Annotated in this window: 20 protein-coding genes and 1 pseudogene; 14 read left to right on the top strand and 7 right to left on the bottom strand. The window is 64.1% G+C overall.

Features of this window, described 5'->3' with window-relative positions:
• Positions 1 to 66 precede the first annotated feature (66 nt).
• The 7 genes from ACPEH8_RS14015 to ACPEH8_RS13985 all read left to right on the top strand — a co-directional run bounded on the left by ACPEH8_RS14015 (position 67) and on the right by ACPEH8_RS13985 (position 11,219).
• A complete protein-coding gene (locus tag ACPEH8_RS14015) occupies positions 67 to 1,452 on the top strand; it encodes an MBL fold metallo-hydrolase RNA specificity domain-containing protein (RefSeq protein WP_017357192.1) in 1,386 nt (461 codons plus the stop codon).
• Complete coding sequence (locus ACPEH8_RS14010) at positions 1,449 to 2,966, top strand: thymidine phosphorylase family protein (protein WP_049404647.1); 1,518 nt, start codon at positions 1,449 to 1,451, stop codon at positions 2,964 to 2,966. The genes ACPEH8_RS14015 and ACPEH8_RS14010 overlap by 4 nt, the downstream gene beginning before the upstream one ends.
• Positions 2,963 to 3,877 (top strand): ribose-phosphate diphosphokinase, encoded by a 915-nt coding sequence (locus tag ACPEH8_RS14005; RefSeq protein ID WP_017355176.1) that lies wholly within the window; start codon positions 2,963 to 2,965, stop codon positions 3,875 to 3,877. The genes ACPEH8_RS14010 and ACPEH8_RS14005 overlap by 4 nt, the downstream gene beginning before the upstream one ends.
• Positions 3,874 to 6,339 (top strand): hypothetical protein, encoded by a 2,466-nt coding sequence (locus ACPEH8_RS14000; protein WP_017355175.1) that lies wholly within the window; start codon positions 3,874 to 3,876, stop codon positions 6,337 to 6,339. The genes ACPEH8_RS14005 and ACPEH8_RS14000 overlap by 4 nt, the downstream gene beginning before the upstream one ends.
• A 25-nt stretch (positions 6,340 to 6,364) precedes the next feature.
• On the top strand, positions 6,365 to 7,957 hold the full coding sequence (locus tag ACPEH8_RS13995; RefSeq protein WP_017355174.1) for an ABC1 kinase family protein: 1,593 nt from the start codon (positions 6,365 to 6,367) through the stop codon (positions 7,955 to 7,957).
• A 63-nt stretch (positions 7,958 to 8,020) separates the two neighbouring features.
• Entirely contained in the window at positions 8,021 to 10,096 is a 2,076-nt protein-coding gene (locus tag ACPEH8_RS13990; protein ID WP_082316348.1) for a heavy metal translocating P-type ATPase, read from the top strand.
• Positions 10,097 to 10,115: 19 nt separating this feature from the next.
• Positions 10,116 to 11,219 (top strand): acetate/propionate family kinase, encoded by a 1,104-nt coding sequence (locus tag ACPEH8_RS13985; protein ID WP_036196077.1) that lies wholly within the window; start codon positions 10,116 to 10,118, stop codon positions 11,217 to 11,219.
• A gap of 36 nt (positions 11,220 to 11,255) precedes the next feature.
• Here the strand turns inward: ACPEH8_RS13985 and ACPEH8_RS13980 are convergent, their stop codons facing one another.
• The 4 genes from ACPEH8_RS13980 to ACPEH8_RS13965 all read right to left on the bottom strand — a co-directional run bounded on the left by ACPEH8_RS13980 (position 11,256) and on the right by ACPEH8_RS13965 (position 13,407).
• Positions 11,256 to 12,455, bottom strand: a complete 1,200-nt coding sequence (locus ACPEH8_RS13980; RefSeq protein ID WP_017355170.1) for a hypothetical protein — start codon at positions 12,453 to 12,455, stop codon at positions 11,256 to 11,258.
• A 94-nt stretch (positions 12,456 to 12,549) separates the two neighbouring features.
• Positions 12,550 to 12,762: a GDCCVxC domain-containing (seleno)protein gene (locus ACPEH8_RS13975; RefSeq protein WP_080354540.1), complete on the bottom strand. Its 213-nt coding sequence runs from the start codon at positions 12,760 to 12,762 to the stop codon at positions 12,550 to 12,552.
• Positions 12,755 to 13,042, bottom strand: coding sequence for a heavy-metal-associated domain-containing protein (locus ACPEH8_RS13970; RefSeq protein WP_017355169.1), 288 nt, complete (start codon positions 13,040 to 13,042; stop codon positions 12,755 to 12,757). Before ACPEH8_RS13970 ends, ACPEH8_RS13975 begins: the two co-directional genes overlap by 8 nt.
• Positions 13,043 to 13,050: 8 nt before the next feature.
• The gene (locus ACPEH8_RS13965) at positions 13,051 to 13,407 is read right to left on the bottom strand and encodes a mercuric transporter MerT family protein (RefSeq protein ID WP_017355168.1); all 357 of its coding nucleotides are present in this window, start codon (positions 13,405 to 13,407) and stop codon (positions 13,051 to 13,053) included.
• Between the two features lie 41 nt (positions 13,408 to 13,448).
• On the opposite strand from ACPEH8_RS13965, the gene ACPEH8_RS13960 reads away from it, so the two are divergent.
• From ACPEH8_RS13960 to ACPEH8_RS13930, 7 genes and pseudogenes are all read left to right on the top strand, one after another.
• Complete coding sequence (locus ACPEH8_RS13960; RefSeq protein WP_017355167.1) at positions 13,449 to 13,874, top strand: MerR family transcriptional regulator; 426 nt, start codon at positions 13,449 to 13,451, stop codon at positions 13,872 to 13,874.
• Between the two features lie 928 nt (positions 13,875 to 14,802).
• Positions 14,803 to 15,444, top strand: a pseudogene (locus ACPEH8_RS13955) (IS3 family transposase); the annotation flags it as partial.
• Positions 15,445 to 15,483: 39 nt separating this feature from the next.
• Positions 15,484 to 15,879, top strand: a complete 396-nt coding sequence (locus tag ACPEH8_RS13950) for a hypothetical protein (protein WP_423667200.1) — start codon at positions 15,484 to 15,486, stop codon at positions 15,877 to 15,879.
• Positions 15,880 to 15,891: 12 nt separating this feature from the next.
• Complete coding sequence (locus ACPEH8_RS13945; protein WP_423667209.1) at positions 15,892 to 16,068, top strand: hypothetical protein; 177 nt, start codon at positions 15,892 to 15,894, stop codon at positions 16,066 to 16,068.
• A gap of 421 nt (positions 16,069 to 16,489) precedes the next feature.
• A complete protein-coding gene (locus ACPEH8_RS13940) occupies positions 16,490 to 17,683 on the top strand; it encodes an ABC-three component system protein (RefSeq protein ID WP_423667197.1) in 1,194 nt (397 codons plus the stop codon).
• Complete coding sequence (locus ACPEH8_RS13935; protein ID WP_111108450.1) at positions 17,680 to 18,168, top strand: three component ABC system middle component; 489 nt, start codon at positions 17,680 to 17,682, stop codon at positions 18,166 to 18,168. The genes ACPEH8_RS13940 and ACPEH8_RS13935 overlap by 4 nt, the downstream gene beginning before the upstream one ends.
• Positions 18,165 to 20,141 (top strand): DUF3732 domain-containing protein, encoded by a 1,977-nt coding sequence (locus ACPEH8_RS13930; RefSeq protein ID WP_423667194.1) that lies wholly within the window; start codon positions 18,165 to 18,167, stop codon positions 20,139 to 20,141. Before ACPEH8_RS13935 ends, ACPEH8_RS13930 begins: the two co-directional genes overlap by 4 nt.
• A 553-nt stretch (positions 20,142 to 20,694) precedes the next feature.
• Here ACPEH8_RS13930 and ACPEH8_RS13925 read toward each other — a convergent pair.
• The 3 genes from ACPEH8_RS13925 to ACPEH8_RS13915 form a co-directional block, all read right to left on the bottom strand.
• Entirely contained in the window at positions 20,695 to 20,853 is a 159-nt protein-coding gene (locus ACPEH8_RS13925; protein WP_423667191.1) for a hypothetical protein, read from the bottom strand.
• Positions 20,854 to 21,407: 554 nt separating this feature from the next.
• On the bottom strand, positions 21,408 to 23,264 hold the full coding sequence (locus ACPEH8_RS13920; RefSeq protein ID WP_423667188.1) for an amidohydrolase: 1,857 nt from the start codon (positions 23,262 to 23,264) through the stop codon (positions 21,408 to 21,410).
• 288 nt (positions 23,265 to 23,552) lie between these two features.
• Positions 23,553 to 25,601 carry a TonB-dependent receptor gene (locus ACPEH8_RS13915; RefSeq protein WP_423667185.1) on the bottom strand — a complete coding sequence of 683 codons (2,049 nt, stop codon included), beginning with the start codon at positions 25,599 to 25,601 and terminating at the stop codon, positions 23,553 to 23,555.
• Positions 25,602 to 25,867 lie beyond the last annotated feature (266 nt).

The following is a 25,867-nucleotide window of genomic DNA, read 5'->3' as shown; positions in this document are numbered from 1 at the left end:
GCAGATGCGCCTCGGCCCTCGCCATGCCCTCCGCAATCACTTCCCTTCCAGGACAGGAGCCACACCATGACAGCGTCTTCCAACCCCACCCTGCAATTCCTCGGTGCCGCGGGCACCGTGACCGGCTCGCGCTACCTGGTCGAGGCCAACGGTCAGCGCGTGCTCGTGGACTGCGGCCTGTTCCAGGGCTACAAGCAATTGCGCGAGCGCAACTGGGCTCCGTTTCCCGTCGAGGCGTCATCAATCGACGCGGTGGTCCTGACCCACGCCCACCTGGACCATTCGGGCTACTTGCCCGCACTGGTCAAACAAGGGTTCCGCGGCCGGATCCACTGCACCCATGGCAGCGTGGCCCTGTGCGGCCTGCTGCTTCCCGACAGCGGACACCTGCTCGAAGAGGAGGCCAAGTACGCGGCCCGCAAGGGGTACTCCAAGCACAAGGAACCACGGCCGCTTTATACCGAGGATGACGCCCGCCGCAGCCTGAAGCAGCTCAAGGGGCATGACTATGGTCGCGACATCGAGGTCGCATCAGGCGTCACGATCCGCTTCCATCCTGCCGGCCACATCCTGGGCGCTGCCCATGTCAGCCTTGACGTCCAGGGCCAGCGCCTGCACTTCAGTGGCGACCTGGGACGGCAGCAGGAGTCGCTGATGAATCCGCCGACGCCCCTGCCCGCCTGTGACGTCCTGGTCTGCGAATCCACATATGGCAATCGGGAACACATTCCGATCGACCAAGAAGCCGAGCTGGCACCGATCATCCGCCGCGTTGCCGCCCGCGGGGGCGTGATCGTCATTCCCGCCTTTGCCATCGGCCGCGCCCAGGCGCTCATGCTGCATATCGCCCGGCTGCGTGAGCGCAAGGACATCCCTCGCGTGCCGGTCTACCTCAACAGCCCGATGGCGATCAACGCGACCCGGCACTACCACGACCACCACTCCGAGCACCACGTGTCCGACGAGGACTGCCAGCGGATGTTCGACGTGGCCACCTTCGTCAACACTGTAGAAGAGTCGAAGGCACTCAACCGCCAGCGCGGGCCGATGATCATCATCTCGGCCAGCGGCATGATCACCGGCGGGCGCGTGCTGCACCACATCGAGGCGTTCGGCCCCGATGACCGCAACGCGATCCTGCTCGCGGGCTACCAGGCCGGAGGAACACGCGGTGCCGCGCTGGCGGCAGGCAAGCGCACGTTGCGCATGTTCGGCCGCGAGGTCCCCATCCGCGCCGAGGTGGTGCAGCTGGAGGGCTTCTCCGGCCACGCCGACGCCGGGGAGCTGCTGGACTGGATGCGCACCGCGCCGTCCGCGCCGCGCATGGTCTACCTCACCCACGGCGAGCCCGACGCTGCAGACACGCTGCGCGGGCGCGTGCAGCGTGAACTGGGCTGGCGTGCGCGCGTGCCGGGGCACCTGGAGCAAGTCGGATTGGAGGATGCGAGATGACCACGCAGGCCCCGGGCCACACCCGCCTGCGCGTCACCCGTGCCGGCATCGACACCTACCAGCAGCCGGTGGTCTATATGCACCGCGACTGCGAGGTCTGTCGCTCGGAAGGCTTTGCCGCGATGACGCGCGTCAGGCTGGACGTGGACGCCCGCACGCTGGTGGCGACGCTGAACGTGGTCATCGACGATCGGCTCGGCCTGGACGAGGTGGCGTTGTCGGAGGCCGCGTGGACGCTCCTCGATCCCGCGCCCGACGCCCTCGCCGGCGTCAGGCACGCGGAACCCGCGGCGTCGGCGGGCGCGCTCCGTGCCAAGGTGTTCGGCGCCCGGTTGGACGACGCGCAGTACTTCGCCCTGGTGCAGGACGTGATGGAAAGCAGGTTGTCGGACCTGGAGCTTGCAGCTTTCGTCACTGCCAGCGCGGGTGACCGCCTGGACCATGCGGAGACGACCGCGCTGACGCGAGCCATGATCTCCGTGGGCCAGCGCCTGGACTGGGGCGAAGGGCCGGTGCTGGACAAACACTGCGTAGGTGGCCTGCCGGGCAATCGCACCACCCCGATCGTGGTGGCCATCGTGGCTGCGCTGGGCTACCGCATCCCGAAGACCTCGTCGCGCGCGATCACGTCGCCCGCGGGCACCGCCGACACCATGGAAGTGATGGCGCCGGTGGCGCTCGACCTGGCGGCGATGCGCCGGGTGGTGGAGCGCGAGGGCGGCTGCATCGTGTGGGGTGGCAACGTGCGCCTGAGCCCGGCCGACGACATCCTGATCCGGGTCCAGCGCCCGCTGGATTTCGACAGCGACGGCCAACTGGTCGCCAGCGTGCTGTCGAAGAAGATAGCCGCGGGCTCCACCCACGTCCTGATCGACATGCCGGTGGGTCCGACGGCCAAGGTGCGAGGTGAGGCCGCGGCCCACAGCCTCGGCACGCGGCTTGCCCACACCGCGGGCGCGCTGGGATTGCAGTTGGGCATCCATCGCTCCGACGGCACCCAGCCGGTGGGTCGGGGAATCGGCCCGGCGCTCGAGGCGCACGACGTGCTCAAGGTGCTGCGCAACGCGGCCGATGCACCCGCCGACCTTCGCGAACGCGCACTTGCGCTGTCCGCGGCGCTGCTGGACATGGCAGCGGGCAGCAACGCCGGCACCGGACTGGAGCGCGCGCGCGGCGTGCTGGATTCCGGGGCGGCGCTGGCCAAGTTCCTGGCGATCTGCGAGGCCCAGGGAGGCTTCCGCGAACCGCCACGGGCGGCGTTCACCGCCGACGTCCCGGCGCCTGCATCGGGCCGCATCGCGGCGATCGACAACCGCAGGCTGGCCAAACTGGCCAAGCTGGCCGGCGCCCCGACATCCCCCACCGCCGGCCTCGAAACCGGTCTGCGGATCGGCGATACGGTCGAGCGCGGACAGCCCATGATGACCCTGCATGCGGAGTCGCCGGGAGAACTGGCCTACGCCCTGGAGCACGCCGCGACGCTGCAACCCTTTGTGCTTGGAGAGGTTCCATGACCCGTGTGCTGATGCCCTTCCCGGCCGATGCAGTGTTGGCCGGCACCATCAACCAGCCCCTGCAGGCGCGCATTGCACCCGTGGCCTGGCGGCACTTCCCCGATGGCGAGTCGCTGGTCACCCTGGACGACGCACTGGACGGCGCCGATGTGGCGATCCTGGCCAGCCTGCGCAACGCCGATGCCCTGGCCCTCCCGCTGCGCTTCGCCGCCCGGACCGCGCGCGAGTTCGGGGCTCGTTCGGTCGGCCTCATCGCACCCTACCTGGGGTATATGCGCCAGGACACCCGCTTCCATCGCGGCGAGGCGGTCAGTACACCGCTGTTTGCGCAATTCCTCGAAGAGGCTTTCGACTGGCTGGTGACCGTGGACCCGCACCTGCACCGCGTCGAGCGCCTGCAGTCGCTCTACCGCATTCCGACGGTCCACGTATCGGCGACGCCGGCCGTGGCCCGCTGGATCGCTGAGACCGTCCCCGACGCTGTGCTGATCGGCCCTGACAGCGAGAGCGAGCAGTGGGTAGCGGACATCGCCGCCCTGTCCGGCATGCCCTACCAGGTGCTGGCCAAGGAGCGGCACGGCGACTACGACGTGCGCGTCAGCCTGCCCGACCCGCAGGCCGTGGCGGGCCGGACCCCGGTCCTGATCGACGACATCGTGTCGTCCGGCCACACCATCCTGGAGACCCTCGCACACCTGCGCCGGTTGTCGTTGCCGCCGCCACTGCTGGTCGCCATCCATCCGGTGTTCGCCGGCGATGCCTATGCCCGCCTGCAGGAAGCAGGTCTGGCCCGCATCGTCAGTACCGACACCATTGCCCACCCGTCGAACGCGATCGCGCTCGGCGCGGACCTCGCTGACGCGGCATCGACCCTGATGTCCGCTTCGGCCGACTCCCCGGAGGACCCATGAACCTGCATCTCAACTGCTGCACCGCCGACCAGCTGTCGGCCGCCGAGCGCCAGCGGACCCTTGAACTCGCCGACGCCCACCGGCGGGCCGATCCCGCGTTTGACCATTGGGCGGCCGGCTACGGCGTGATCCGACATGACCCGCTCACCCAGCTCCGGGTCCGCCAGATGGTGCACGAGCTGGTGGCCTTGGGCCGCACGCCCGATGCCGGCACCGCCTGGCAGCGGCTCGCCGCGGCCGATCGCGTCACCAGCGCCGGCATGTGGCTGGTGGCCCACATGACCTACAGCCAGCGGGTCCGCACCGACGGCGCGGCCCTCGAGGCCGATGACTTCAAGGCCACGCCCGAAGGCCACACTGGCGGGTCCCTCAACATGGTGCCGGCCTACGCCGGCTACCTGCTGATGGACGCCCTGGATGGCGTCACCCGCGCATGGATGATGGGCCAGGGGCACTGCGTGGCCGCCATCGACGCGCTGAACGTGCTGGTTGGCAACATGACCGCCCGGCACGCCGAACGTTACGACCGCTCCGACGCGGGGCTGAGCCGGTTCGTCGGCGACTTCTATGCCTACACCCTCAATCCGGACGGAACACCGGCGTCGCCCCTGGGCTCCCACGTCAATGCGCACACCGCCGGGGGCGTGATGGAAGGCGGCTATCTCGGCTTTGCCGAACTGCAGTACGTGCATGCACCGCTCAAGGACGAACGCCTGGTGGCGTTCCTCAGCGACGGTGCGTTCGAGGAACAGCGCGGCAGCGACTGGGCGCCGCGCTGGTGGCGTGCCGAGGACAGCGGGCTGGTCAGCCCGATCATCATCCTCAACGGGCGGCGCATCGAACAGCGCAGCCAGATCGCCCAGCAGGGCGGCGAGCGGTGGCTGGACCGGCACCTGCGATTGAACGGCTTTGATCCGATCGCGCTGGACGGGCGCGATCCGGCCAGCATCGCGTGGGGTATCCATGTGATGGAGTCGCGCCTGCAAGCGGGCGCCGCCGTTCCCGATGCCGACGTGCGGCTGCCCTATGGCATTGCCGAAACCGTGAAGGGCTTCGGATTCCCCGGCGCCGGGACCAACGCCTCGCACAACCTGCCCCTGCCCGGGAATCCGTCGAAGGAGGCCGAGGCACGCGCGCTCTTCAATCAAGGCGCCGCGGCGCTGTTCGTGGCCGCGTCCGAGCTCGAGGAGGCTGTTGCCGCACTCAACAGCCACGACCTCCAGCAGCGCGTGCGCGAGCGCGACCATGCGCTGGCCGATCGCCAGGTGGAACCGCCCCGCGTCCCGGCGATCGCCGACCGCGGCGCCGGCGGCGAGAGCTCGCCGATGACCGCGCTCGACGAGCAGTTCGTCGCCATCGCCGAAGCGAACCCGGGGCTGCGCGTGCGCGTGGGCAATCCTGACGAGCTGCGCAGCAACAAGCTCGATCGCACCCTGGACGCAATGAAGCACCGGGTGCACGAGCCCGAGCCCGGTGTCGCGGAATCGACCACTGGCGCGGTCATCACCGCGCTTAATGAGGAAGCCGTGGTATGCGCCGCGCTCGGCAACAAGGGCGGGCTGAACCTGGTGGTCACCTACGAGGCGTTCGCACCGAAGATGCTTGGCGCCGTGCGCCAGGAATTGATCTTCGCGCGTCACCAGGCACAGGCGGGGCGACCGCCCGGCTGGCTGGGCGTGCCTCTCGTGCTGACCTCGCACACGTGGGAGAACGCGAAGAACGAGCAGTCCCATCAGGATCCGACCATGGCCGAGGCGCTCCTGGGCGAAATGGCCGACATATCGCGCGTGGTGTTTCCCCCGGACGCCAACGGCGCCGCCGCGGCCCTCGCCCACGCCTACGCGCAACGCGGCACGGTCACCACCCTGGTCGTCCCCAAGCGACCGGTGCCGCACGAGCTGACACCGACGCAGGCGCAGGCGCTGGCCACCCAAGGTGCGCTGTGCCTGGCCGGCAACCCGGCGACAGCGGCGATCCTGCTGGTCGCCACCGGTGCTTACCAATTGCAGGAAGTGCGCCACGCGCAGGTGCGCCTCGTTGAACGTGGCGTGTCGGCCGCGATCGTCTATCTCGGCGAGCCCGGCCGGTTCCGCACGCCGCGCGATCCGGACGAGGCGCGGTACGTGCACTCCGACAGCGAGGTCCATGCACTGTTCCCGGCGGAACGGCCGCGCATATTCGTCACGCATACGCGGCCCGAGCCCTTCCTGGGCGCGCTGCGCCGGCTCGACACTGGCCCGGCCACGACCGCGGCGCTCGGCTTCGTCAACCGCGGCGGCACGCTGGACGTGCCGGGACTGCTGTTCGCCAACCGCAGCACCTGGGCGCACGTGGTCGATGCGGCCGCGGGCGTCCTCGGCCAGTCCCGGGGCGGCCTGTTGTCGGAAGCGGAGCTGGCGGCAGTGGATGGTCGGGGCGATCCGGCCACGATCCTGCGTCCTGCAAGTGGGTCGACGCCATGAGTTGTCCAACCGGGAGCGCGCGTTGATGGCGGGCACGGTGCGGCGCGGAGGCCAGATTGCCTGGGCGGGACTCAAGCTCGGCGTCGCCGTGCTGCGCCTGCGCCGACGTGCACCCGACCTGCTTCCGGCATACGTCAGCACCACACTGGTGGGGTTGGGCACCACCTTCGTCAAGCTGGGCCAGGGCTTGAGCCTGCGCTGGGACCTGCTGCCGGCGCCCTATCGCGAGGCGCTGTCGCGATTGCACAGCGATGTGCCCCCCTTCCCGGCGGAGGAGGCCATGCGTATCGTCGAACAGGCGTTTGGCGCGCCGGTCGGCGAACTTTTCGCCAGCTTCGATGACAAGCCCCTGGCCGCGGCTTCAGTGGCCCAGATCCATCCAGCGCGCATGCATGATGGTCGCGATGTGGTCGTCAAGATCACCCGCCCCGGGATCCATGCCCAGGTGCAGGCGGATCTGCTGCTCCTGCGGCGCACGATGCGCGTCGCCCAGTGGATCTGGCCGCCACTGAAACGCCACCGGCCGCTCGAACTGGTGGACGAACTAGGCGCATTCCTGCGTGACGAGATCGACATGCGTCACGAGGCGCAGAACATGCGGCGCATGGCCAAGGTGCTGGATGCCCTGCCCGGCATCACCCAGCCGCACGTCGTCGAGCCGTATGCCACCCGCAACGTGCTTGTGCAGGATCGAAGCCACGGGACCCGTCTGGAGGCCGCGTACGGCACAGCGGCCGCTCCCGCACTGGCAAGGGCGCTGCTCGGTGCCTACGTGCATCAGCTCTTCGGCGCCGGCGTCTTCCATGCCGACCCGCACCCGGGGAATCTGTTCTTCTTTGACGACGGTCGCCTGTGCCTGCATGACTTTGGATCGATCGGCGTGCTCGACCCTGCATCCCGGCTCGCGCTCGGCGGCATGGTCGAGGCCATTGCGGCCGACGACGCCGAGGGCGTGCTGGATGCAGCGATCGCCATGGGCTTCTTCCCGTCGCAGGTCGACCGCCGCTCGCATGTGCGCGAGATCCACCTGATCCTGGCCGAGATGGCCAGCCGTCCGCTGGCGCAGTGGTCCATTGCCGAGGCAATCTGGCGCGTGGCACGCATTGGGCAGGGCGCTGGCTTCCGGCTTCCGGCCCACCTGCTGTCCCTGATCCGGACGCTGTTCCTGGTCGAGAACACGCTGCGGGCGCTGGATCCGAATCTGGACCTGCTGGGGACGCTGTCCGCGCAGGCGGCCGCGATCGCCGACATTGCCGAAGCCAGCCGCCCCAGCGGCAACAGGCCGCTTGCCATGCGGCTGGCCCGCACTGCGCGCCAACTGCCACAGATCGCCACCGACCTGTTGCGGCAGGCGCAACTGAGCGACGGACGACCCGCCTTCTCCGTACACCACCATGGCCTGAGTTCCACGCAGGAGGCAATCGCGCGCACGGGCAACCGGCTGGCGTTGGCCCTGGTCACCTTGGGCCTGTACGTAAGCGGTGCGCTGTTGAGCCTGCATTCCGACGGCCCGCAAGTGTTCGGTCACATGCCTTTCCTGGCTATGGTGGCTTTCGCTGCTGCGGGATTGCTCTCACTGCGGCTGGTGATGGCCATCGCCAGATCGGGACACTTGTAACAGAACACTGATCTATCTCCCCGCTGGTGCCCGGCGCATCAGTGCATCCAGGAAGGCAGACCCATGACGCAACACAATCATCATCATCAAGATCATCAGGCGCACGGCGAGCAACCGCCGCATCCCCGCACGGGTGCTGAAGGTGACGTCCATGCCGGGCACGACAAGCATGCCGGCCACAGCGTGGCGAGCTTCCGCGACAAGTTCTGGCTCACGCTGCTGCTGACCATCCCCACTCTGATCTGGAGCGGGATGATCCAGCATTGGTTCGACTACACCGCACCACAGTTCCCGGGGTCGGCGTACATCCCGGCGGTGTTCGGCACGATCGTGTACTTCTACGGCGGCTCGCCGTTCCTCCGCGGCGGATACCACGAGCTGAGAAATCGCCTGCCGGGCATGATGACGCTGATCTCGCTTGCGATCACCGTCGCCTTCCTTTACAGCGCGTTGGTCACGCTCGGCGTTGTCGAGGGCTTGGACCTGTGGTGGGAGCTGGCGACGCTGGTGGCGATCATGTTGCTCGGCCACTGGATCGAGATGCGTTCGATCAACCAGGCACAGGGCGCTCTCAAGGAACTCGCGAAGCTGCTGCCTGATATGGCGGTGCGGTTGGATGAGGCCGGTACCGCGAAGGAAGTCCCTGTCGCGGAACTGAAGCGCGGCGACCTGCTGCTCATCAGGCCCGGCGCGAGCATTCCCGCCGACGGCGTCGTGAAGGAAGGGACCAGCGCCGTCAACGAAGCGATGATCACCGGCGAGTCCAAGCCGATGGACAAGTCGACGGGCGACCGGGTGATCGCCGGCACCGTCAACGGACAGGGCTCGTTGCGTGTCGAGGTGACGGGAACCGGCGACGAGACCGCGCTCGCGGGTATCATGCGGCTCGTCGAGCAGGCCCAGACGTCGCGCTCGCGCGCCCAGGCCCTGGCGGACCGGGCGGCGTTCTACCTCACGATCATCGCCATCGTCTCCGCCGCGGTTACCGCCATTGTCTGGCCACTCCTCGGTCGACCGTGGAGCTTCACGATCGAGCGCGTAGTGACCGTGCTCGTGATCGCCTGTCCCCATGCGCTGGGTTTGGCCATCCCGCTGGTGACCGCCATCTCGACCACGATTGGCGCACGGAACGGCCTGCTCGTGCGCGATCGACGCGGCCTGGAAGAGGCCCGTTTGCTGAACACGGTCGTGTTCGACAAGACAGGCACGCTCACGCTCGGTTCGCACCGCGTCGTGAAGACCACTGCCGCCGATGGACTCACCGACGACGAGGTGCTTCGCGTGGCCGCGTCGGTCCAGCGCGACGCTGAACATCCGATCGCGCAGGCGCTGATGACCAGCGCCAAGGAACATGGCATCGACGTTCCGATGTCGCAGGACTTCGAGTCCATGCCGGGACGCGGCGTGCGCGCAGTCGTCGAGGAGCGCTCGCTTCACGTTGGCGGGCCGGGTCTGTTGAGAATGCTCGCGGTCGAACCGCCGGAGACGCTTCGGCGGGCTGCCGAATCAGCGGCAGCCGATGGTCAATCTGCAACCTACCTGGTGGAAGGCGACCGGGTGCTCGCCGTATTTGCGATCGCGGATGCCATCCGTCCCGAATCGTTCGACGCGGTCAAGCGGCTGCACGACGAAGGACTGGAGGTTGTCCTGCTGACGGGTGATTCCACGGCGGTCGCAAACGCGGTCGCGAAGGAACTCAACATCGACACCGTCTTCGCCGAGGTATTGCCCGAGGACAAGGTGGCAAAGATCGAGGAGCTGCAGGCCCAGGGCAAGCGCGTCGCGATGGTGGGTGACGGTGTCAATGACGCTCCGGCGCTGCTCACGTCCGACGTCGGCATCGCCATCGGCACAGGGACGGACGTCGCGGTCGAGGCCGGCGACGTCGTACTCGTGCGCAGCGACCCGCGCGACGTGCCAGCGATCATCGAATTGAGCAAGGCCACCTATCGCAAGATGATCCAGAACCTGTGGTGGGCCGCCGGCTACAACATCGTCGCCATCCCTCTCGCCGCTGGCGTTCTCGCCGCATGGGGGATCCTGCTGCAACCTGCGCTTGGGGCAGTGCTCATGTCGCTGAGCACCGTCGTTGTGGCAATCAATGCGCAGTTGTTGCGCCGGGCGGTGCGGTCCCCATGAACATGATTCGGGGACACCTGTGACCACGCGCCGGCTTCTTGCACTCAACGTTGGCTCGTCCACCCTCAAGGGCGCGTCCTATCTGTTCAACACTGAGGGACACGGCGCGCAGTCTCGTCTGCTCGAGCGCTCCCGGGCCGAAATTCCAGTCGGCGTGGATGCGCAGGAGCGCCTTGCCACCCTGCTCGAGGCATTGTCGGAGCCGTGGCCCAGCCCCGACGTGGTGGTGCACCGAATCGTACATGGCGGTGACCTGCACGACGCCCGCGAGCTCGACGAAACCGTGCTCGCGAAACTGGATGCATTGGTGCCGTTCGCACCCTTGCACCAGCCGGTAGCCCTCGCTTTCGCGCGTGCCGCGCGCATGCGTTGGCCGCACGCGCGCCAAGGCGTGGCCTTCGACACCGACTTCCACGCGTCGCTCGCGCCCTGGAGCCGGCGCTTGCCTGTCCCTGAAGCATGGGATGCGCTGGGCATCCGCCGCTACGGTTTCCATGGACTCGCCTTTGCCTCCGCGCTCCGCATAGTGGCCAGCCACGACGCTGGAATCCTGAAGGGCCGCGCTGTCTTCGCGCATCTGGGGGGTGGCTGCAGCGTCTGCGCCGTCGAGGGCGGCCGCAGCCGCGACACCACCATGGCGCTCACTCCGCTGGGTGGAATCCCGAGCCCTACCCGCTCCGGAGATCTCGATCCCGGCGCGTTGCTGTATCTGCTGAGGCATGAACGCCTGGATGCGCAGGCGCTTGAAAACGGCCTGTACCGCAGTGCAGGCCTTGCCGGAATCGCCGGCCATGGCGACATGCGCGTGTTGCTGACGGATCCCGGCCCGCAGGCCCAGCTTGCCGTGGAGCTCTTTGCAGTCCGGATTGCGCAGTCCATCGCGGCCATGGCCACGGCAATTGGCGGTCTCGACCATGTCGTCTTTTCCGGCGGCATCGGCCATCGCGCGCCGGTTTTGCGGGCTCGCATCGTCGCGCGACTGGCCTGGCTCGGCCTGGCGCTGGCACCTGACGTCAACGATGCTGGAGCCACGCGGATCGACCGCGGGGGCGGGCCGAGCATATGGAACGTCGCGATCGATGAGGAGCGCGAACTGGCTGAATCGGCACTCGCCTGGCTGTAGCCACGACACGCCCCAAGGGTCGGCTCCGGTGGGGAATCACTCCTCGATCCGTGACGACGTGAGCACCGCTGCGAATCCACCACCGGGGGTGCGCATGTTCGTGGTCTGGCCCTGGTACAGCCTGGCCGCGAACAACAGGACACCCGCCTCGGACGCGAAGCAGCGCACATCCGCCTTGAGGGACTGGCCCCCATGCACGATCCGCATGCTCGGTGGCGCGAAGGCCTGTGCGATGTAGGTCGCCGACGCCATAGACGCCCAAGTCCGCCGGGTCAACTTGTCGCCCCGATAACTCCCACGGCTGCCAAACCCTGCTGCAGGCTTGAAGAAATATCCGTTGCGCACTGCCCACAACGCATCCCGGTTCGCGGGCACGAGTTCGACCGTGGGCGGGATCACCTGGCCCAGCAGTGCCGTCGAACCCGCATCGACCCCGAACCCGCCGAGCAGAGCCGGGTCCCCGAGCACCGCAAGGTTGCGCTTGTCGGCAAACAGCGCGTGTGCTCGGGGATGCGGCATCAGCGCGACGTCCCCTGCCAGGTAAGCCTCACGAATGTCTGCATGCGAGGCATCCTCGAGCGCGAAATCGGTCAACCGGTTGTAGACAGTGTCGATTCGACCGTGGGCATCCTCAAGCCCGTCCGAACCAAACGACAAATCCTCGGGAGCGCTGATCACGCAGTCCACGCCATGGTCCCGAAACGCGTTCGCGTACAGCACAAACTCGGGGTAAAGGAACTGCGCTCGCGGAGTGCTGTCCACGATGGCCAGGCGCGACGGCGTGCGCCCGGATTGCTGCCGAGCATCCTCCATCCAGGCCGTGACGGCCGCATCACGCGCTTGGGCCGCGTTGGTCCAGGTGGCCCATGCTGGCGGCGCGCAAGACCGCACGGCATCGAGCAACAAGGCATTGAGGAGCAGACCGCCTGGATTGGTGTTGACCTCGATCAGCCGCGGGCCATCGACCGTCAGGTGAAAGTCCAGACCCAGGACGCCCCCCGCCGAACCCGGATCATGGGTTGCAATGTCAGGGGCCCATTGCAGGACCCGTTGGCTATATCCCGGGTTTCCTGCGACGTCGAAGACCGCCGCCGCGACTCGTCCCATGGCCTCCAACGCGGGCCGATCAACGAACAAGGCATAGGGTGAAAATAAGTGCGCGTGTACGGCGGGATCAGTCGTGAACTCCGGAAAGGCACCCCGGATCGACTCGTGCAGACGGAGGATGTCGACCACTTCGCATGCACACCGCTGGTTGAGCGGCGCGCTTTCCAGGGTGGCACAGTCGATCTCGCAGCCTGTCTGTCCAACTATTATCGGAGTCCGCGGTTCAACCACAACAGGGATTGTTCTGTTGGATCGGTGGACATGGCACTGTTCCGAACGAGCAGAACACACAGCAGTCGCCTTGATGCGGACGCAAAACCGCTCCACAGCCCGTGCACTCATAGAAGAATTGACACGCTGTGATGGGCATTGTCTCGGTCGCCCGATGGCCGCACTCCGGGCAGGTCAAGATGCTTTCCAGCTTGACGTCACTCACCGCCAGTCCGCACCTTGGCCGGGAAGCCTGCTTCCGTGACTGCACGCGCGATTCCGGCTGCATCCGTCTGGCTCGATTCGAACGTCACCGTGACTGTTTCAGCCCGGGTGTCCACCTTCACATCGGCCACGCCCGGCACCTTCTCCAGCGCCTTCCTGATGGTGATGCCGCAGGCGGGACAGGTCATGTTCTCAGCATCGAGCATCACTACGGTTGCGGGCGTCGCAAGAGCGGCACCGACCGACAGAGCAGCCACCAGGGCCAGTATCCACTTGTGCATCGCGCCTCCTACAGAATCCAGACGATGTAATAGGGAAACAGCAGCAACAGGACGATGAGGGCTGTCGCCAACCAGAGCCAACGTCGCCTGCGTCGCAGAGCGTCCGGGGCGATGCAACTGCCATCCACACCGCACCGTGCCGCCGGTCGATACAGCATCCAAAACGCCACGGCCAAGGACAGTACGGCGGCGGCGCTGAACCAGGGCCTCAAGGGATCGAGAGCTGTCAGGGTGCCGATCCAGGCGCCACTGATGCCCAGCAGGACCAGCACCAGCGGCACGACGCAGCAGACCGATGCGCCAATGGCGGCGATGCTCGCGCCAACGATGGCTGGAACAGACGATTTGGCCGGGGTTGTTTGCATCAGAGCATACTAGCCTCTGTACCTAGGTACGGAGTCAAGCCGTGCGTCCGAACACGTTTACGATCAGCCGGCTGGCGGCGGCGGCCGATGTGCACGTCGAAACCGTGCGCTACTACCAGCGGCGTAGGCTGCTGCGTCAACCCGAGCGACCCATAGGAGGCGTGCGTCGTTACGACGAAAACGATGTCAATCGGCTTCAGTTCATCCGGCGCGCTCAGATGATGGGATTCAGCCTCGACGAGATCGCTGGCCTGCTAGAGATCACAGGCGAAGGTTCTTGCGAGCAGACCCGTCAGCTGACCGAGCGAAAGCTCGTCGATGTCCGTCTACGAATCCGCGAGCTGCGACAGCTGGAGAGGGATCTCGAACAGAAAATAGCGCGGTGCGCCCAAGTGCCGGCGGGAGAGTGCTGCCCAACCCTCGATTTTCTGGAGCGGCCAATAAAGCCAGCTGCGACAGGCAGTTAGCTCACTTTCGGCCCGTTTTTACACGAATCCCTGCCGACCCTCGACATGGGCGATCCCGATCCCGCCGCCGGGGTGTCAAATGTGGTCCACATGTCCCGAGGGCCACGACGCCCCAAGCGCGGATAAGGCGTTGCCCGTAGGGGCGCGGCCCCTACACTCCGGCTAGAATGCGCGCAGGAACGGAACCAGGGGGATCACATGGACCGCGAACGCCACGAGCCGACACTCGGCACGCCTGACATGACGGAGCTACGTTTCCGCAGCGACCGGGCGCGGTATGTGCCACGACCACAACCGACGCCCCAGTGGGTATTTATCGCGGGAGGTGTAGTCCTGGCCATCGTAGTTGCCATCGGGCTGATCGAATGGAACGCGCGAAGGCAAGCGGTAGCCATAACGCGAGAGCTTACGAGACCAATGACCGCTCAGGAAGAGGCGCACTTCAAGCGTGAGCTCGCCAAGCGGGAACGAGAAATGGCTGCGCAGACCGCTGCGGAACTCGCAGAACTGCAGAGAACGTTGTGGACGGGCACTCCGAAGCCTACTCCCGTTCGCCCACTCCAAATGGATGAGCGCTGTATACAAGGCCGCCGCTTCCAGCGGATAAACGGCGGATGGCGTGATCGACCAAACGAACCATGCTAAGCAGCGTGACACGTCACAGACTATCTGCCGCCGTAGCGGTTCTGAACTGATTCCGGAAAGGTGCCAATTACCCGCTCCTGCTTCTGCACAACCCCGCCCTGCACCGTTGCTTCGGACTGCTGCACGGAAGTTGACGCGTTCGCCCTACTCGACTCGGATGTCTGATCAGGCGGGCGCTGCTGCGCCTGCGTGGCCGCTGGCGGCTTGAAGGGGTTGTAGGGTTCCCCCCGTCGGGCAATATCCCGGCACACGTCGTCGCGCACAACCACACGCGTGTTCTGCAGCGCGCCTGATGGCTGCCGACGGCCTGCAGGGCTGGCCCCGGCGCAAGCGTCGCGGGCAGCGCGCAAGTCCGGCCATGACACCGCCGGGCGTGGTCAACCTGCTTGAACACGAATTTCTCGCGCTGGAGCCGGAAACCAAGTGGGTGACCGATATCACCGAGATCAAGACCCGTCAGGGCAAGCTGTATCTGTGCATCGTGCTGGATCTGTACGACCAGCGCATTGTGGGCTGGTCAATGCACGATCGACAGGATCGACAGGATCGAGAGGATCGACAGATGGTGACCCGGGCGGTGCAGATGGCGGTCTGGCAGCGTCAAGGCAGCCACGCAGTCATCCTGCATTCGGATCGTGGCAGTAAGTTCCGCAGCGGTGACTACCAGGCATATCTCGCGGCTAACGGGCTGATCTGCTCGATGAGCGCTGTGGGACATTGCGGCGACAATGCGGCCTGCGAAGGCTTCTTTGGGCTACTCAAGCGTGAGCGAGTCTATCGAACGAACTACCCGACACTGGATGCAGCACGAGCGGATGTGTTTGACTACATCGAGCGACGCCATAACCCAAGGATGCGGCGAAGGGTCGCCAGGCAGGATCAGAGGATTGCGGCTCTTTTAGAACCGTCCGTGATATCGGGGTAGAACCCTTCGCAACGTCGTGAACGGACTGCTTATAGCATCGTGTCGACGCTCTCTTCAGAAAAATGGGCGCAGTTTGCTGAGATGGTTGCAGACGGCACTTTTTTCGGACCTCAGTCACACTTGTGGTACCTAGTCGATGTCGCCAAAACTGTACATGCGACAGTCGGCCATCGCCTAGAAGCGGTGGTAGCCATTCTCGACGCATGTGCACGCAACGGCAGTCGAGGCGGCGTCAGCCTGGGCTGCTTGTTGCTGGAGCAGATGCACGCCAGTGACCGGGCAGCCTTCGAATTCGCGACACGCGTGTTAGGTGACGAGAACTCTGCGCTTGAGGCGGAGGGCGTCCTGGAGTTCCAACGACTGTTTTTCCGAAAGCAGCAACTTAATGGCCCCGCTTACAGGGTATTGCCCATTGCGTCGAACCGGCTTCGTTGACTCGTTTTCTCAATTGCTGCTTCGAGGAGCCGACTCTCGGACGCGGCTAAGACGCTGCTTTGCGAAGTGGAGGAGGAGCGGCGGAGAAGTGGTCGTCCGACTGACGAACCTCGGCGTCCGGATCTGAACGGAACCGTCCGTTTGGCTGACATCTTTTGCTCGGAAGCTACCCTCCCCTACCCCCGATAAATCCTCCTAATCCCCTGCCCCCATGTCCGCTTTCGGCCAAGAGCGGACGTTGGCCGGCGACTCGAAAATGTCGGGTTCAGGCTGGAAGCGGCAGTTCATGAATGTCCGCTACGGAGCAGGCTGTCGCGCCGGCAGACATCTGTCAAATACCCTTGGTCCGTTCCCGAGCGCGGCTACCGCTGCCGGAATTGGCAGACTCAGCATAGCGCCGCTTCCTCCTAGACATTCAATTCAACGTACGGTAAAAACACGGCGATCGTGCTCGCGCGTCGCCTCGGCACACCTCTGGCTCCTCTCTCTGTATATTCCACGGAGCTATACGTGCGTCAATGACTATGGCGCCGGCATCGGCAGGACCTGAAGACCTACGACATGGGCATCAGGTGCCCGTGGCTGGTTGTGGGCAAGCAAGGGAGGGCAAGTGGCAACGCAAACAGACAAGTATGCTGCCGGCGAGCAGGGGCTCGGCTACGTCTATCAGATTCGCTTCGCGCTCGCGCACCTAATGAAGCAGGACGAGAGCCAAGCACTGCTAATCGAGGCCGACGACGACGTCGAACTGAGAGACGTAGAGGGTAAAAAGACGCTGATTTCGCTGAAGCACAAGCAGGTCGGCGAGACCGTCGGCACGCTGTCGACCGATTTTTGGAAATCCGTCCGTATCTGGCTCGACCGGTACATCCGCGACGGCAACCTCGCCTGCGACCACTCATATTGCATGGCAACGACGGCGCGCGTAGGTCCAACCTCACTGCTTCGGTATTTCCTAGCCCGCGCCGATGCTAAGCCAGCGGACTTTGCAAAGCAGCTTATCGCTGAGCTCAAGGGCTCGAAGGCGGCGCTGAGTGCGCAGATTGACACCTCGTTCAGCTCGTTGACCTCTGCCCAACAGGACGACTTCCTGGCCCGTATCGTGATTGCCGACAGTTCGCTGCGGATCATGGAGCTCGACGCCGCCTTTGCCCCTCTGCTGCGATCGGTGGCGGAGAAATTCCGCGTCGATGTCCGCGAACGCATTGAAGGTTGGTGGCTCAGGGAGGCCATTGAGCTGATTCAGGGTGAGCGCAAGCCCATCACCGGCGCCGAGGTCTGGGCGAAGTTCGCGCAGGTCAACAGCGAGTACTACGACGAGCGTCTGCCAATCACCTTCGACGACGCGTACCCAGACCAGGAAATCGACGCGATGAAAGACACGCGTCAGTTCGTCGAGCAGCTGCGAGCGATTGGCATGTCCAGCGACAGCTTAGAGATGGCCATTCTGGACTTCTACCGCGCGTTCTCCCAACGCGCACACTGGACCCGAGTTAACGCCCTTGTGGGCGGCGAGATTCGGAAGTTTGAGCTGCGCCTAATCGAAGAATGGAAGCGCGCCAGAGGTTGGGCTATGGTGAAGGCGCCTCAGAACGAGGCCGATTTCCAGGCTGCAGGTCGCCAGCTATATGACTGGGCTGAGAACCAGTCCAAGGGCTTGCAAATCCGCAAAGACGTCACGGAGGATTTCGTTCGCCGCGGCAGCTTTCACATCCTTGCAGACGAGAAGCCACTGCCTCGTGTGCACTGGCATCCCCAGTTCCTTGAGCGCCTGAAGGCTGCCACGGCCAAGGTGCCTGCATGAGGGACTGGTCATCTCGCCCTTTTGAGGAGCGTAACCTCTTCAACCCGGCTTTCTGTGCGGTAGTCTTGGTTGCCGCCATCCGCGAGTACGAACGCGTTGCGAGGAAGCCCATGCCCTACTCCTTGACGCTGCTTGTTCTGCCGATGTGCCTGCACCAGGCCTCGCGAGAGGAGATTCTGGAGAACAAGAGGCTATCCGTCTTGCGTGTGTTCGCGCTTCGCCCGGACTTGCTGGTCAACTTCGCTGAGCGGGCACGGTCGCTGGTCCAGTACGCCACAGAGGCCTTCGCACTGCTCGCAAGCAAGGGCTGCATCAAGGTAGGTGATGACGGCTGCATCAGCCTCATTCCCAGACGGGTGTCACCTCAGCCGTTGAACACCGACGACGCCGAGAGGTGCCGCGCCGCCGCAATCGTCCTCGGTCGCGATTTCGCCCAGATTAACGACCGCGTGACGGTCTACACCAGTTTGTCCATCCGCCCATGAAAATTGCTTCGATTCATATCTACAGCCACGACGGTCGTAGACGCGACGTCACCCTCAATCCCGATGGGCTGAACATCATCACCGGCCTTGCCTCGACGGGTAAGTCGTCCCTCTCGGACATCGTCGAGTACTGCATGGGTGAGGACGTATGCAAGATTGCGGAAGGCTTCATCCGCGAGAAGGTGTCTTGGTTCGCGGTCACCTTCCAGTTTCCACACGAGCAGGTGTTCGTCGCCAAGCCCAACCCCAAGCCGGGTCAGGTTCAGTGCTCGCTTGCAATGATCATGCGTGGCAAGCAGATTCAGACGCCGGATTTCAACGCCCTAAAGCACAACGGTGGCGATGAGCTAGTCCACGAACTGCTTTCATCTTTGCTGGGCATCCCGGAGACCAAGACGCCTGTTCCTGAACGCAGCAGTCGCACAGGCTACTCCGTGAACGTCAAGCACACAGCGTTCTATCTCTTCCAGAAGCAGGGCTTGGTGGCCAGCAAGGAGCTACTGTTCTACCGACAGGCAGAGGAACACCTTCCCCAGACCATCCGTGACACCTTTGCCGTCCTCTTCGGCATCTCCAACGTCGGCGACATGGAGACTGAGGCGAACCGACGTGCGACGCAGCGCGAGCTGAAGATTGCTCAGAAAGAACTGAAGCTGGCACAGGAGACTGAGGATGCGCTGGACACGCGCGGCTTGAGCCTACTGGCTGAGGCGCGGACTGTGGGTATTCCCTTCAACAACTCGCCAGTCCGTGTCGGGCCGAGCACGGACGGAGTCGAGAGCGACTTGGTCGCGTCCCTTCGTGAAGTCCTTAGTTGGCGGCCGGGACAGGTAGCACTCATGGCCGAGAATGAAATGGCGAAGCTCCAGGCACGCCGTTCAAATCTGCGGACAGAGCGCCGCCAGATCCTGGACCAGATTGCATCGGCGCAGAGGTACGTCAAAGGCGCGTCCGACTTCCAGACCGAGGCCCAGGAGCAGCGCTCCCGCCTTGAGTCCATCAATGCGCTGCCGCGTTCGTCGACCGGCGCGTGGCAATGGCCGTTCCTGAAAGAGGAAGACGCCCGCATGGATGGCTTCGCCCAATCGCTGATGGCCGAGCTATCGGTCCTGGACGGCGAGCTTGAGCACGTTGGCGGCGCGCGCCCTCGCCTGGATGAGCACCTCGCGGCGCTCACCGACCGTTCCAGCCGACTGAAGGACGCCATCCGTGAGGTTGAAGTCGAGCTCAACGCTGCGGTCCTGAGCGATGAGAAGGCAGCAGTGCAAGAGGACGCCAACGCGAGCGCTCTGAAGGTTCAAGGCCGAGTCAGCTTCTACCTGGACAGCTTGAATCCAAGCAATGCCATTAGCGTGCTGAAGCTCAAAGTCGAGCGGCTGCAGGCGAAGCTCGACCAGATTAACCAGAGCGCGGGCGCCGACGACGATGCAGACGCGCGCATGGAATCGGTCATTACCCACATCTCTAGCACCATGACCTCGTTGGTGAAGGAGTTCAAGGCGTTCTTCTCTGAGTTTCCGTTCCGGCTGGATATGCGCAACCTGACCGTGGTGGTGCAGCGTCCCGGCAATCCAGTTCCGATGATTCGCACCGGCGGTGGCGCGAACTGGCTGGCGTATCACATATCGGCTCTGCTGGCCCTGCATCACTACGCATCGGAAAACCACATCCCTATTCCTCGCTTCCTGATGCTGGACCAGCCGACGCAGGTCTATTTCCCCTCGCAGACCATCTATGAATCGGTGGCGGGGGATACGGAGAAGGTCAAGCGCGTGGACGCGGACCTGGAGGCCGCCAAGAAGCTGTTTGAGACGCTGCTGAACTACACGAAAGCGTTGGTCCCGGGTTTCCAGCTCATCGTCACCGAACATGCCAACTTCGCGGAAGATTGGTTTCAGGACGCCTTGGTCGAAGAGCCGTGGATGAATCCGCCGGCGCTGGTGCCGCAAGACTGGCCCAGTTGGGAAAAATGAGATGACGATGCTAGAACTGGTCCGATGGAAAAAGTTCTTCCACGCGCCAAGCGGGCAGCTCTGCAAAGCCGCGGATGGACCAGCGTAAACAACGCCGCTGCCGACGCTGAAAGCTTCAAGCGCAACCTACTGGCGTTGGCTGCGACGCTCGGCACAGCCACGCGGACACGAAGGCGTAGTGTTGTCGACGCGCTTGTGCCAGATTCTAGCCTCTATGCCGGATTACCACTCGACCAGGTGTCAAGGGTCCAGATCTTGAGAAGTTCGTCGCCGAATGCGACGATTTCCTTGCCTCCTAGCGCATCCGGGCTACAGCTCCAGTTGTAACGCAACACCTGCAGGACAAAGGATTTCGCGGAGAAGCGATGGCTGTTGTGCTGCCTTTGCCTAATGGCGCAACACCTCGGGGTTTAAGTGTGAAGCAACGGGCTGACAGCGAAAATTCTGCGAATTGCCCAATAAATCATAGGTTTAACCATTCGCAACAGTACCTGTAATTACCAAGATTGCGAAATATGATTGCGGGCTGTCGTCTTTCATATGTTGGTTCCGATCAAAAGCGTCTTGTATATCTCTCGGGCAATGGTTCGCATTCCGGCAATGCAGCGAGATACGCTTCAAGAGCATCAACAGACTGCGAGTGATGAATCGCCATATCGATCACCTCAAGTCCGTGAAATGAGCCTGTATTCCAGATCTTGTCGCTTTCCACGCTGGTGAGCTCCCGGCCCAACTTCGCATCCGTTGCCGATTGCGTTGCCGCAGACCAAAGGCGATTCCGTTCCGATGGAGTGGTCACTAGAAGCCCCGGCTATCCAACTTGACCAAATGACTATGATCCCGCTACCAGTCCTGAGCAAGCGGCGATCCTTGCAGGTCAGATTCAAAGCGAATTGGGTGACGCGTGCTTCGGCAATGTCCGCTTTCGGCCAGAAGCGGACATCCGCGCTACCCCCGATAAACATCCCTAATCGCCCTGCCTGCTTGGTCTCCGCGCTCGGGGCCTGCGCGTGTGCCGCGCCGGGGCTGGCTTGGACGGTTGCAGCAGAGGGAGGCCGGCAGATCATTCTGTCTTCGCGCAAGAGCAGGCGGATTCTGTTGCGTAATCTGGAAAGTCCGTCGCGTATTACATCGGCATCCTGCTCAACCGGTTGATAGAGCATGCCAAGGACGAGACTGCTGATCACCCTGGCCGAACTTTCCCACACCCGCGTGCCGCCTGGTACAGCACGCCACAGCAGCGCGTTGACCCGATCGCCAGGACCGTTACGACTCGTCGATTCGCGCAGAGCCGCTACACTCGCTTCGGCACGACATCAGCGGCGCTTCCAGCCCGTTGGCGTCAGGGGTCTCCTTTCTGACGTAGACGGTCTTTCCGTTCTTGATCGTTACAACGACGACGATCTTATTGATCTGCATGGGCTCGATGGCAACGGGATTGTTGGACAGCACCACAAAGTCTGCTTGCTTGCCCACCTCGATCGATCCCTTCTGGTCTGCTTCACCAAACTGTTCGGCGCTCCATAATGTGACCATCTTCAGGGCTTCATAGGCCGTAACCCGCTCGCCACCGCCGATCACGTTTCCAGACCGCGAGACGCGATTGACCGTCGCCCATACCACCTGCATCAGGTTGGGTAGCGCCACCGGTGCGTCGGTGTGAGTGGTCACATGCAACCCGCTGTTCATGATGGACCGCATGGGAGATATCTGCGCTGCCTTGTCGCTGCCGATGATCTTGCCGTACCAGTCCCCCCAATAGAACGTATGCATCGGGAACATCGAGGGGAAGATCCCCAGCTCCTTGAGTTGGGGGATCTGGTCAGGCCTGATGAACTGACCGTGGACCAGGATCGCCTCACCCGGTCTCACGCCGTGTTTCTGCACGACGGGGCGCAATGCCGCCAGCATCTGATCGATCGCCGCATCGCCGTTGGCATGGACCTTGACCGGCCACTCGTTCGCGTAAGCCTTATCCATATAGGCTTGCACCTGACGGGTATCGGGAATGGCGGGGTAGCCTTTGTATCCGGGGTTCTGCCCATCCGGCGGAATCAGATAAGGCGTAGTGCGCCAGGCTGTGCGTCCCTGTGGCGAGCCATCGAGTGTGATTTTCAAACCGCCCAAGCGATAGTGGTCCCTGTAGCGCTTGCTGTAGAACTTGTCCAGCTGATCAATGCCGGTGTAGTCCTGCCAGCCGATCACGTCGATGTCGAGCAGCCCATTCTTTGCAGCAGACATCAGGTCAGCGTTGGCAGTGCCCATCAATCGGCCTTCCACCGCGGTGGTGTAGCCGTAACGCTTGGCCAGTTCCAGGCCACGCGTCAGGAAATAGTCCTTGTCGTCCTGCCTGGTTGGATTAAGGATGGCGACGGCGTAGGGAATGCTGGCGAGTTCCTCCAGTACGCCATTGGGAGTCTTTCCGTCGCCTTCGCGCCTGATCTTGCCGCCCTCGGGATCCGGCGTTTCAGGGGTGATGCCAACCGCCTTCAGCCCTGCGGTATTCATCGCACTGAAGTGGCCGGAGATGTGCACCGCCAGCACCGGAATATCCATTGACACCTTGTCGAGATCCTGGCGTGTGGGATGGCGACCCAGCAACGCATCGTCATAGCCCATGCCGAAAATCCAACCAGTTCGCGCGACATCGGGACCCGCACCGAATGCTTTCAGTTGCGCAACCACGTCATCCATCGTATTGACCAACCCGTCGGGCGGCGCGAGCAGCGTGGCTCCAACGGCCTGGGAGCCAAACTGGAGGAGATGGGCATGGCCGTCGATGAAGCCGGGCATCAGGGTTTTCCCGGACAGGTCGACAGAACGCGTGGCAGGGGCCTTGTGTTTCATCGCGCCCGCCTTGGTGCCGACGAAGACGATCCTGCCGTCCTTGACAGCCAGCGCCTCGGCATAAGCCGGTTGGTCCCCCGCCATCGTCAGGATGGGTCCGCCCTCGAAAATGGCGTCTGCAGCGGCTTCGTTGTCGACGTGGCCCATCGGTGGAGTCTGGTCGAGGGCTGCAGCTTCCGTGGGGGAACAGGCGCAGGCGAGGATGCTCGCTGCAATCAGACAGACGAGTCTTCCGTGAGCACCCGTGGACTGACGCTTCCGTATCCGCTCTTTCATCCTCACTCTCCTGCGCAGGGTTATGGAGTACTGTCGGATGTAGACGGCAGGCGATCGCCGAGCTGGCTCTGCCTTCTGACGGTGCCGACCGGAAGGACATCACTTGCAGCGGCAATCATGTGCCTATGTCGGGGGCCTTGCAAACGGGCGGGCGCACCCTACCTGCGGTAATTACTTCTGATTGCCACGACGTGATGCCCGGTGTCGACCAGGCGCCGGCGCAGCGCCTTCCCAGAGGCTTCCATCCTGGTGACGCCAGTGGTGCGTAGCTGCGCCCCCCCCCGTCCTTCACAGCTTCATAGTCAGCCCGATATACACCTGCCGACCAGCCGAAGGCGAGAACATGGGTTGTGTCTGGCTCTGGAAGAAGCTGTCATACCATACGTAGGCGTACTCACGGCCGGTGGCATTCTTCACCTGCAGATCGACGCTCCAGGTTGGATTGATCTGATAACCGGCACTGAGATCCAGCACGGCGAAGTTTCCGTACTTGCCGGCCACATTACGCTCTTCCAGGTAGTAGTCACCCTGCGCGCGGCCCTGCAGCCCGAACTTCAGGGCGTCGGTGGCACGGAAATCAACACCCACGTTGCTGATGTGGCGCGGCACGGCAGCCACTTCATTGCCCTCCAGCGATTCCACGCCTGCCCGGCCGTCGCGTTCGATCCTGGCCTCCTGGTACGCATGGGACGCCCACACGGTCCAGCGCTCCCCCAGCGGTGCGGAAATCTGCGCATCCACGCCACGCCGGCGGGTCTTGCCCAGCTGCACGGTGGTCCCGGTGGCCGGCATGTTGGAGATTTCGTTTTCCGCATCCTGCTGCCAGACCGCCACGCGTGCCTGCGCACCGCGGAACGGGCTGAACTTCATTCCCAGTTCCATGCCGGTGTTGGTGGAAGGGCTCATCGCCGCCTGGCCCGGGGTCAGATAAGCCGGGGCCGTGCCGCCGGTCAGCACCTGCGCTGTGCGCCCCCAGTTGGCGTAGATATTGGCGCTGGGGGTCAGCGCATAGACCAGGCTCAACTTGGGCTGGTTGATGTTGCCGTAGCGCTGCAGCCTGCCGGTCGTGCCATCCACCAGGCGCGTGCGGCCGCTGTAGCGGTCAACACGGTACGCGGGAACGATCTTCAACGCCTCGATCGGTTGGTAAATGGCTTGCACGTATGCGCCCCAGTTGTCGAAGCTGTGTCGTTCGTCATTCTGGATGCGTGCCGGCGTGGCCCAGAAGTCGGTCGGCTCGGCGTAGCTGAATCGCATGCGCTGGTAACGGTTGTCCTGCTGCTCGTAATTGAACCCACCTTCCAGGGTCAGCACGCTGCTCGCATTCCAGGTCAGGGTGTTGAGCATGCCGAACTGGCTTTCATCCCAGATGCGGCGCTGGCGCGGCGCATTGCCGGTGGGCAGGTCACTGAAGGTGATGCGGCGATCGTCTTCGTAGCTGTTGTAGTAGAGCCTGGTGCCGAAGTACAGAGCATCGGCCAGCTTCAGGTCGACATGGGCGGCGACCTGGCGCATGTCACGGTCGTCGCCATCGTTGCGGTTTCGCAGGTCCGATCCGCGGCGGTGGGTGCGCAGTTCCTCTGCCGTCATGAAGCCCGGCTCGTCGGCTTCGTTGTGATACGCGCGGGCGGTCAGGCCTGCACGCAGTCCATCGTCTTCCAGGTTGCCGTAGAACCACTTGCCGCCGATGCTGTACTTCTTCGATGCATCATTGTCGCGGTAGCCGTCGGCGTCCTGGTAGCCCAGGAAGTAGTTCCGGGCGACTCCATCGCTTTCGCGACCGACCGCCAGCTGGGCACTGCGCGTGTTGTAGCTGCCGTAGCCCAGGCGCGCGTCGGTGTAGGTGCCGCCCTGACGGGTGCCGAAGTTCACATTGCCACCGATGTTGTGCAGGCCGTAGCGCGGATCGTTGGTGCCGCGCACGACTTCGATGTAGCTGATTTCCAGTGGGAACAGCATGTCGATGAAACGCTGGTTGCCGCTGTTGACGTTGCTGGGCACGCCGTCGATCAACGTCTTGATCGCATTGAGGTAGCCCTCGCCGTTGAAGGCACGGAAGCTGACCTTGCCGGACTCGGCGCCCTGGCGGGTTTCGGTGAGCTGGATGCCGGGCATCTGACCGAGCAGTTCCCAGCTCTGCGACACGTTCTTGTCTTCAATCTGGTCGGCACCCAGTACATCGACCGAGGTCAGGACCTGGTGCGCCGTGAGCTGGCCTTCGGAATGCGAGTGGACATCGACCTTGCCCAAGGTCAGGGCGGAGTCGACCGATTGGGCGTTGGCCTGCATGGACAGGCAGGCGGCGGCAACGGCGACCACCAGGATATGGATTTTCATGGGTATTCGAAGAGGAGATTGAAAGGGGCCTATCGCCGCCTGTTGGCTGACGACGCAAATGTGATGATATAACATTGGCGTCAAGGCCGGTTGCCGACCAGACGCCGTTCGGGCACGCCTGCCTTCCGCCCGTTCGACGGCGGACCGTCGCCCTCCCCCGCTGTGCTTCCTGAAGCGGTGCGCTGGAACGCGCCAGGACGACCGCAACGGGTTCTACCTGTCCCGCTGCATGCACTCCATCGCCTACCGCATGAGCGTACTGCGCG

Origin of the sequence: Stenotrophomonas sp. NPDC077461 (genome assembly GCF_049545475.1) — a bacterium.
In the GTDB taxonomy this organism is placed as follows: domain Bacteria; phylum Pseudomonadota; class Gammaproteobacteria; order Xanthomonadales; family Xanthomonadaceae; genus Stenotrophomonas; species Stenotrophomonas nematodicola.
Note: the sequence above shows the minus strand (reverse complement) of the source record. Positions and strands in the feature narration are given on the sequence as shown.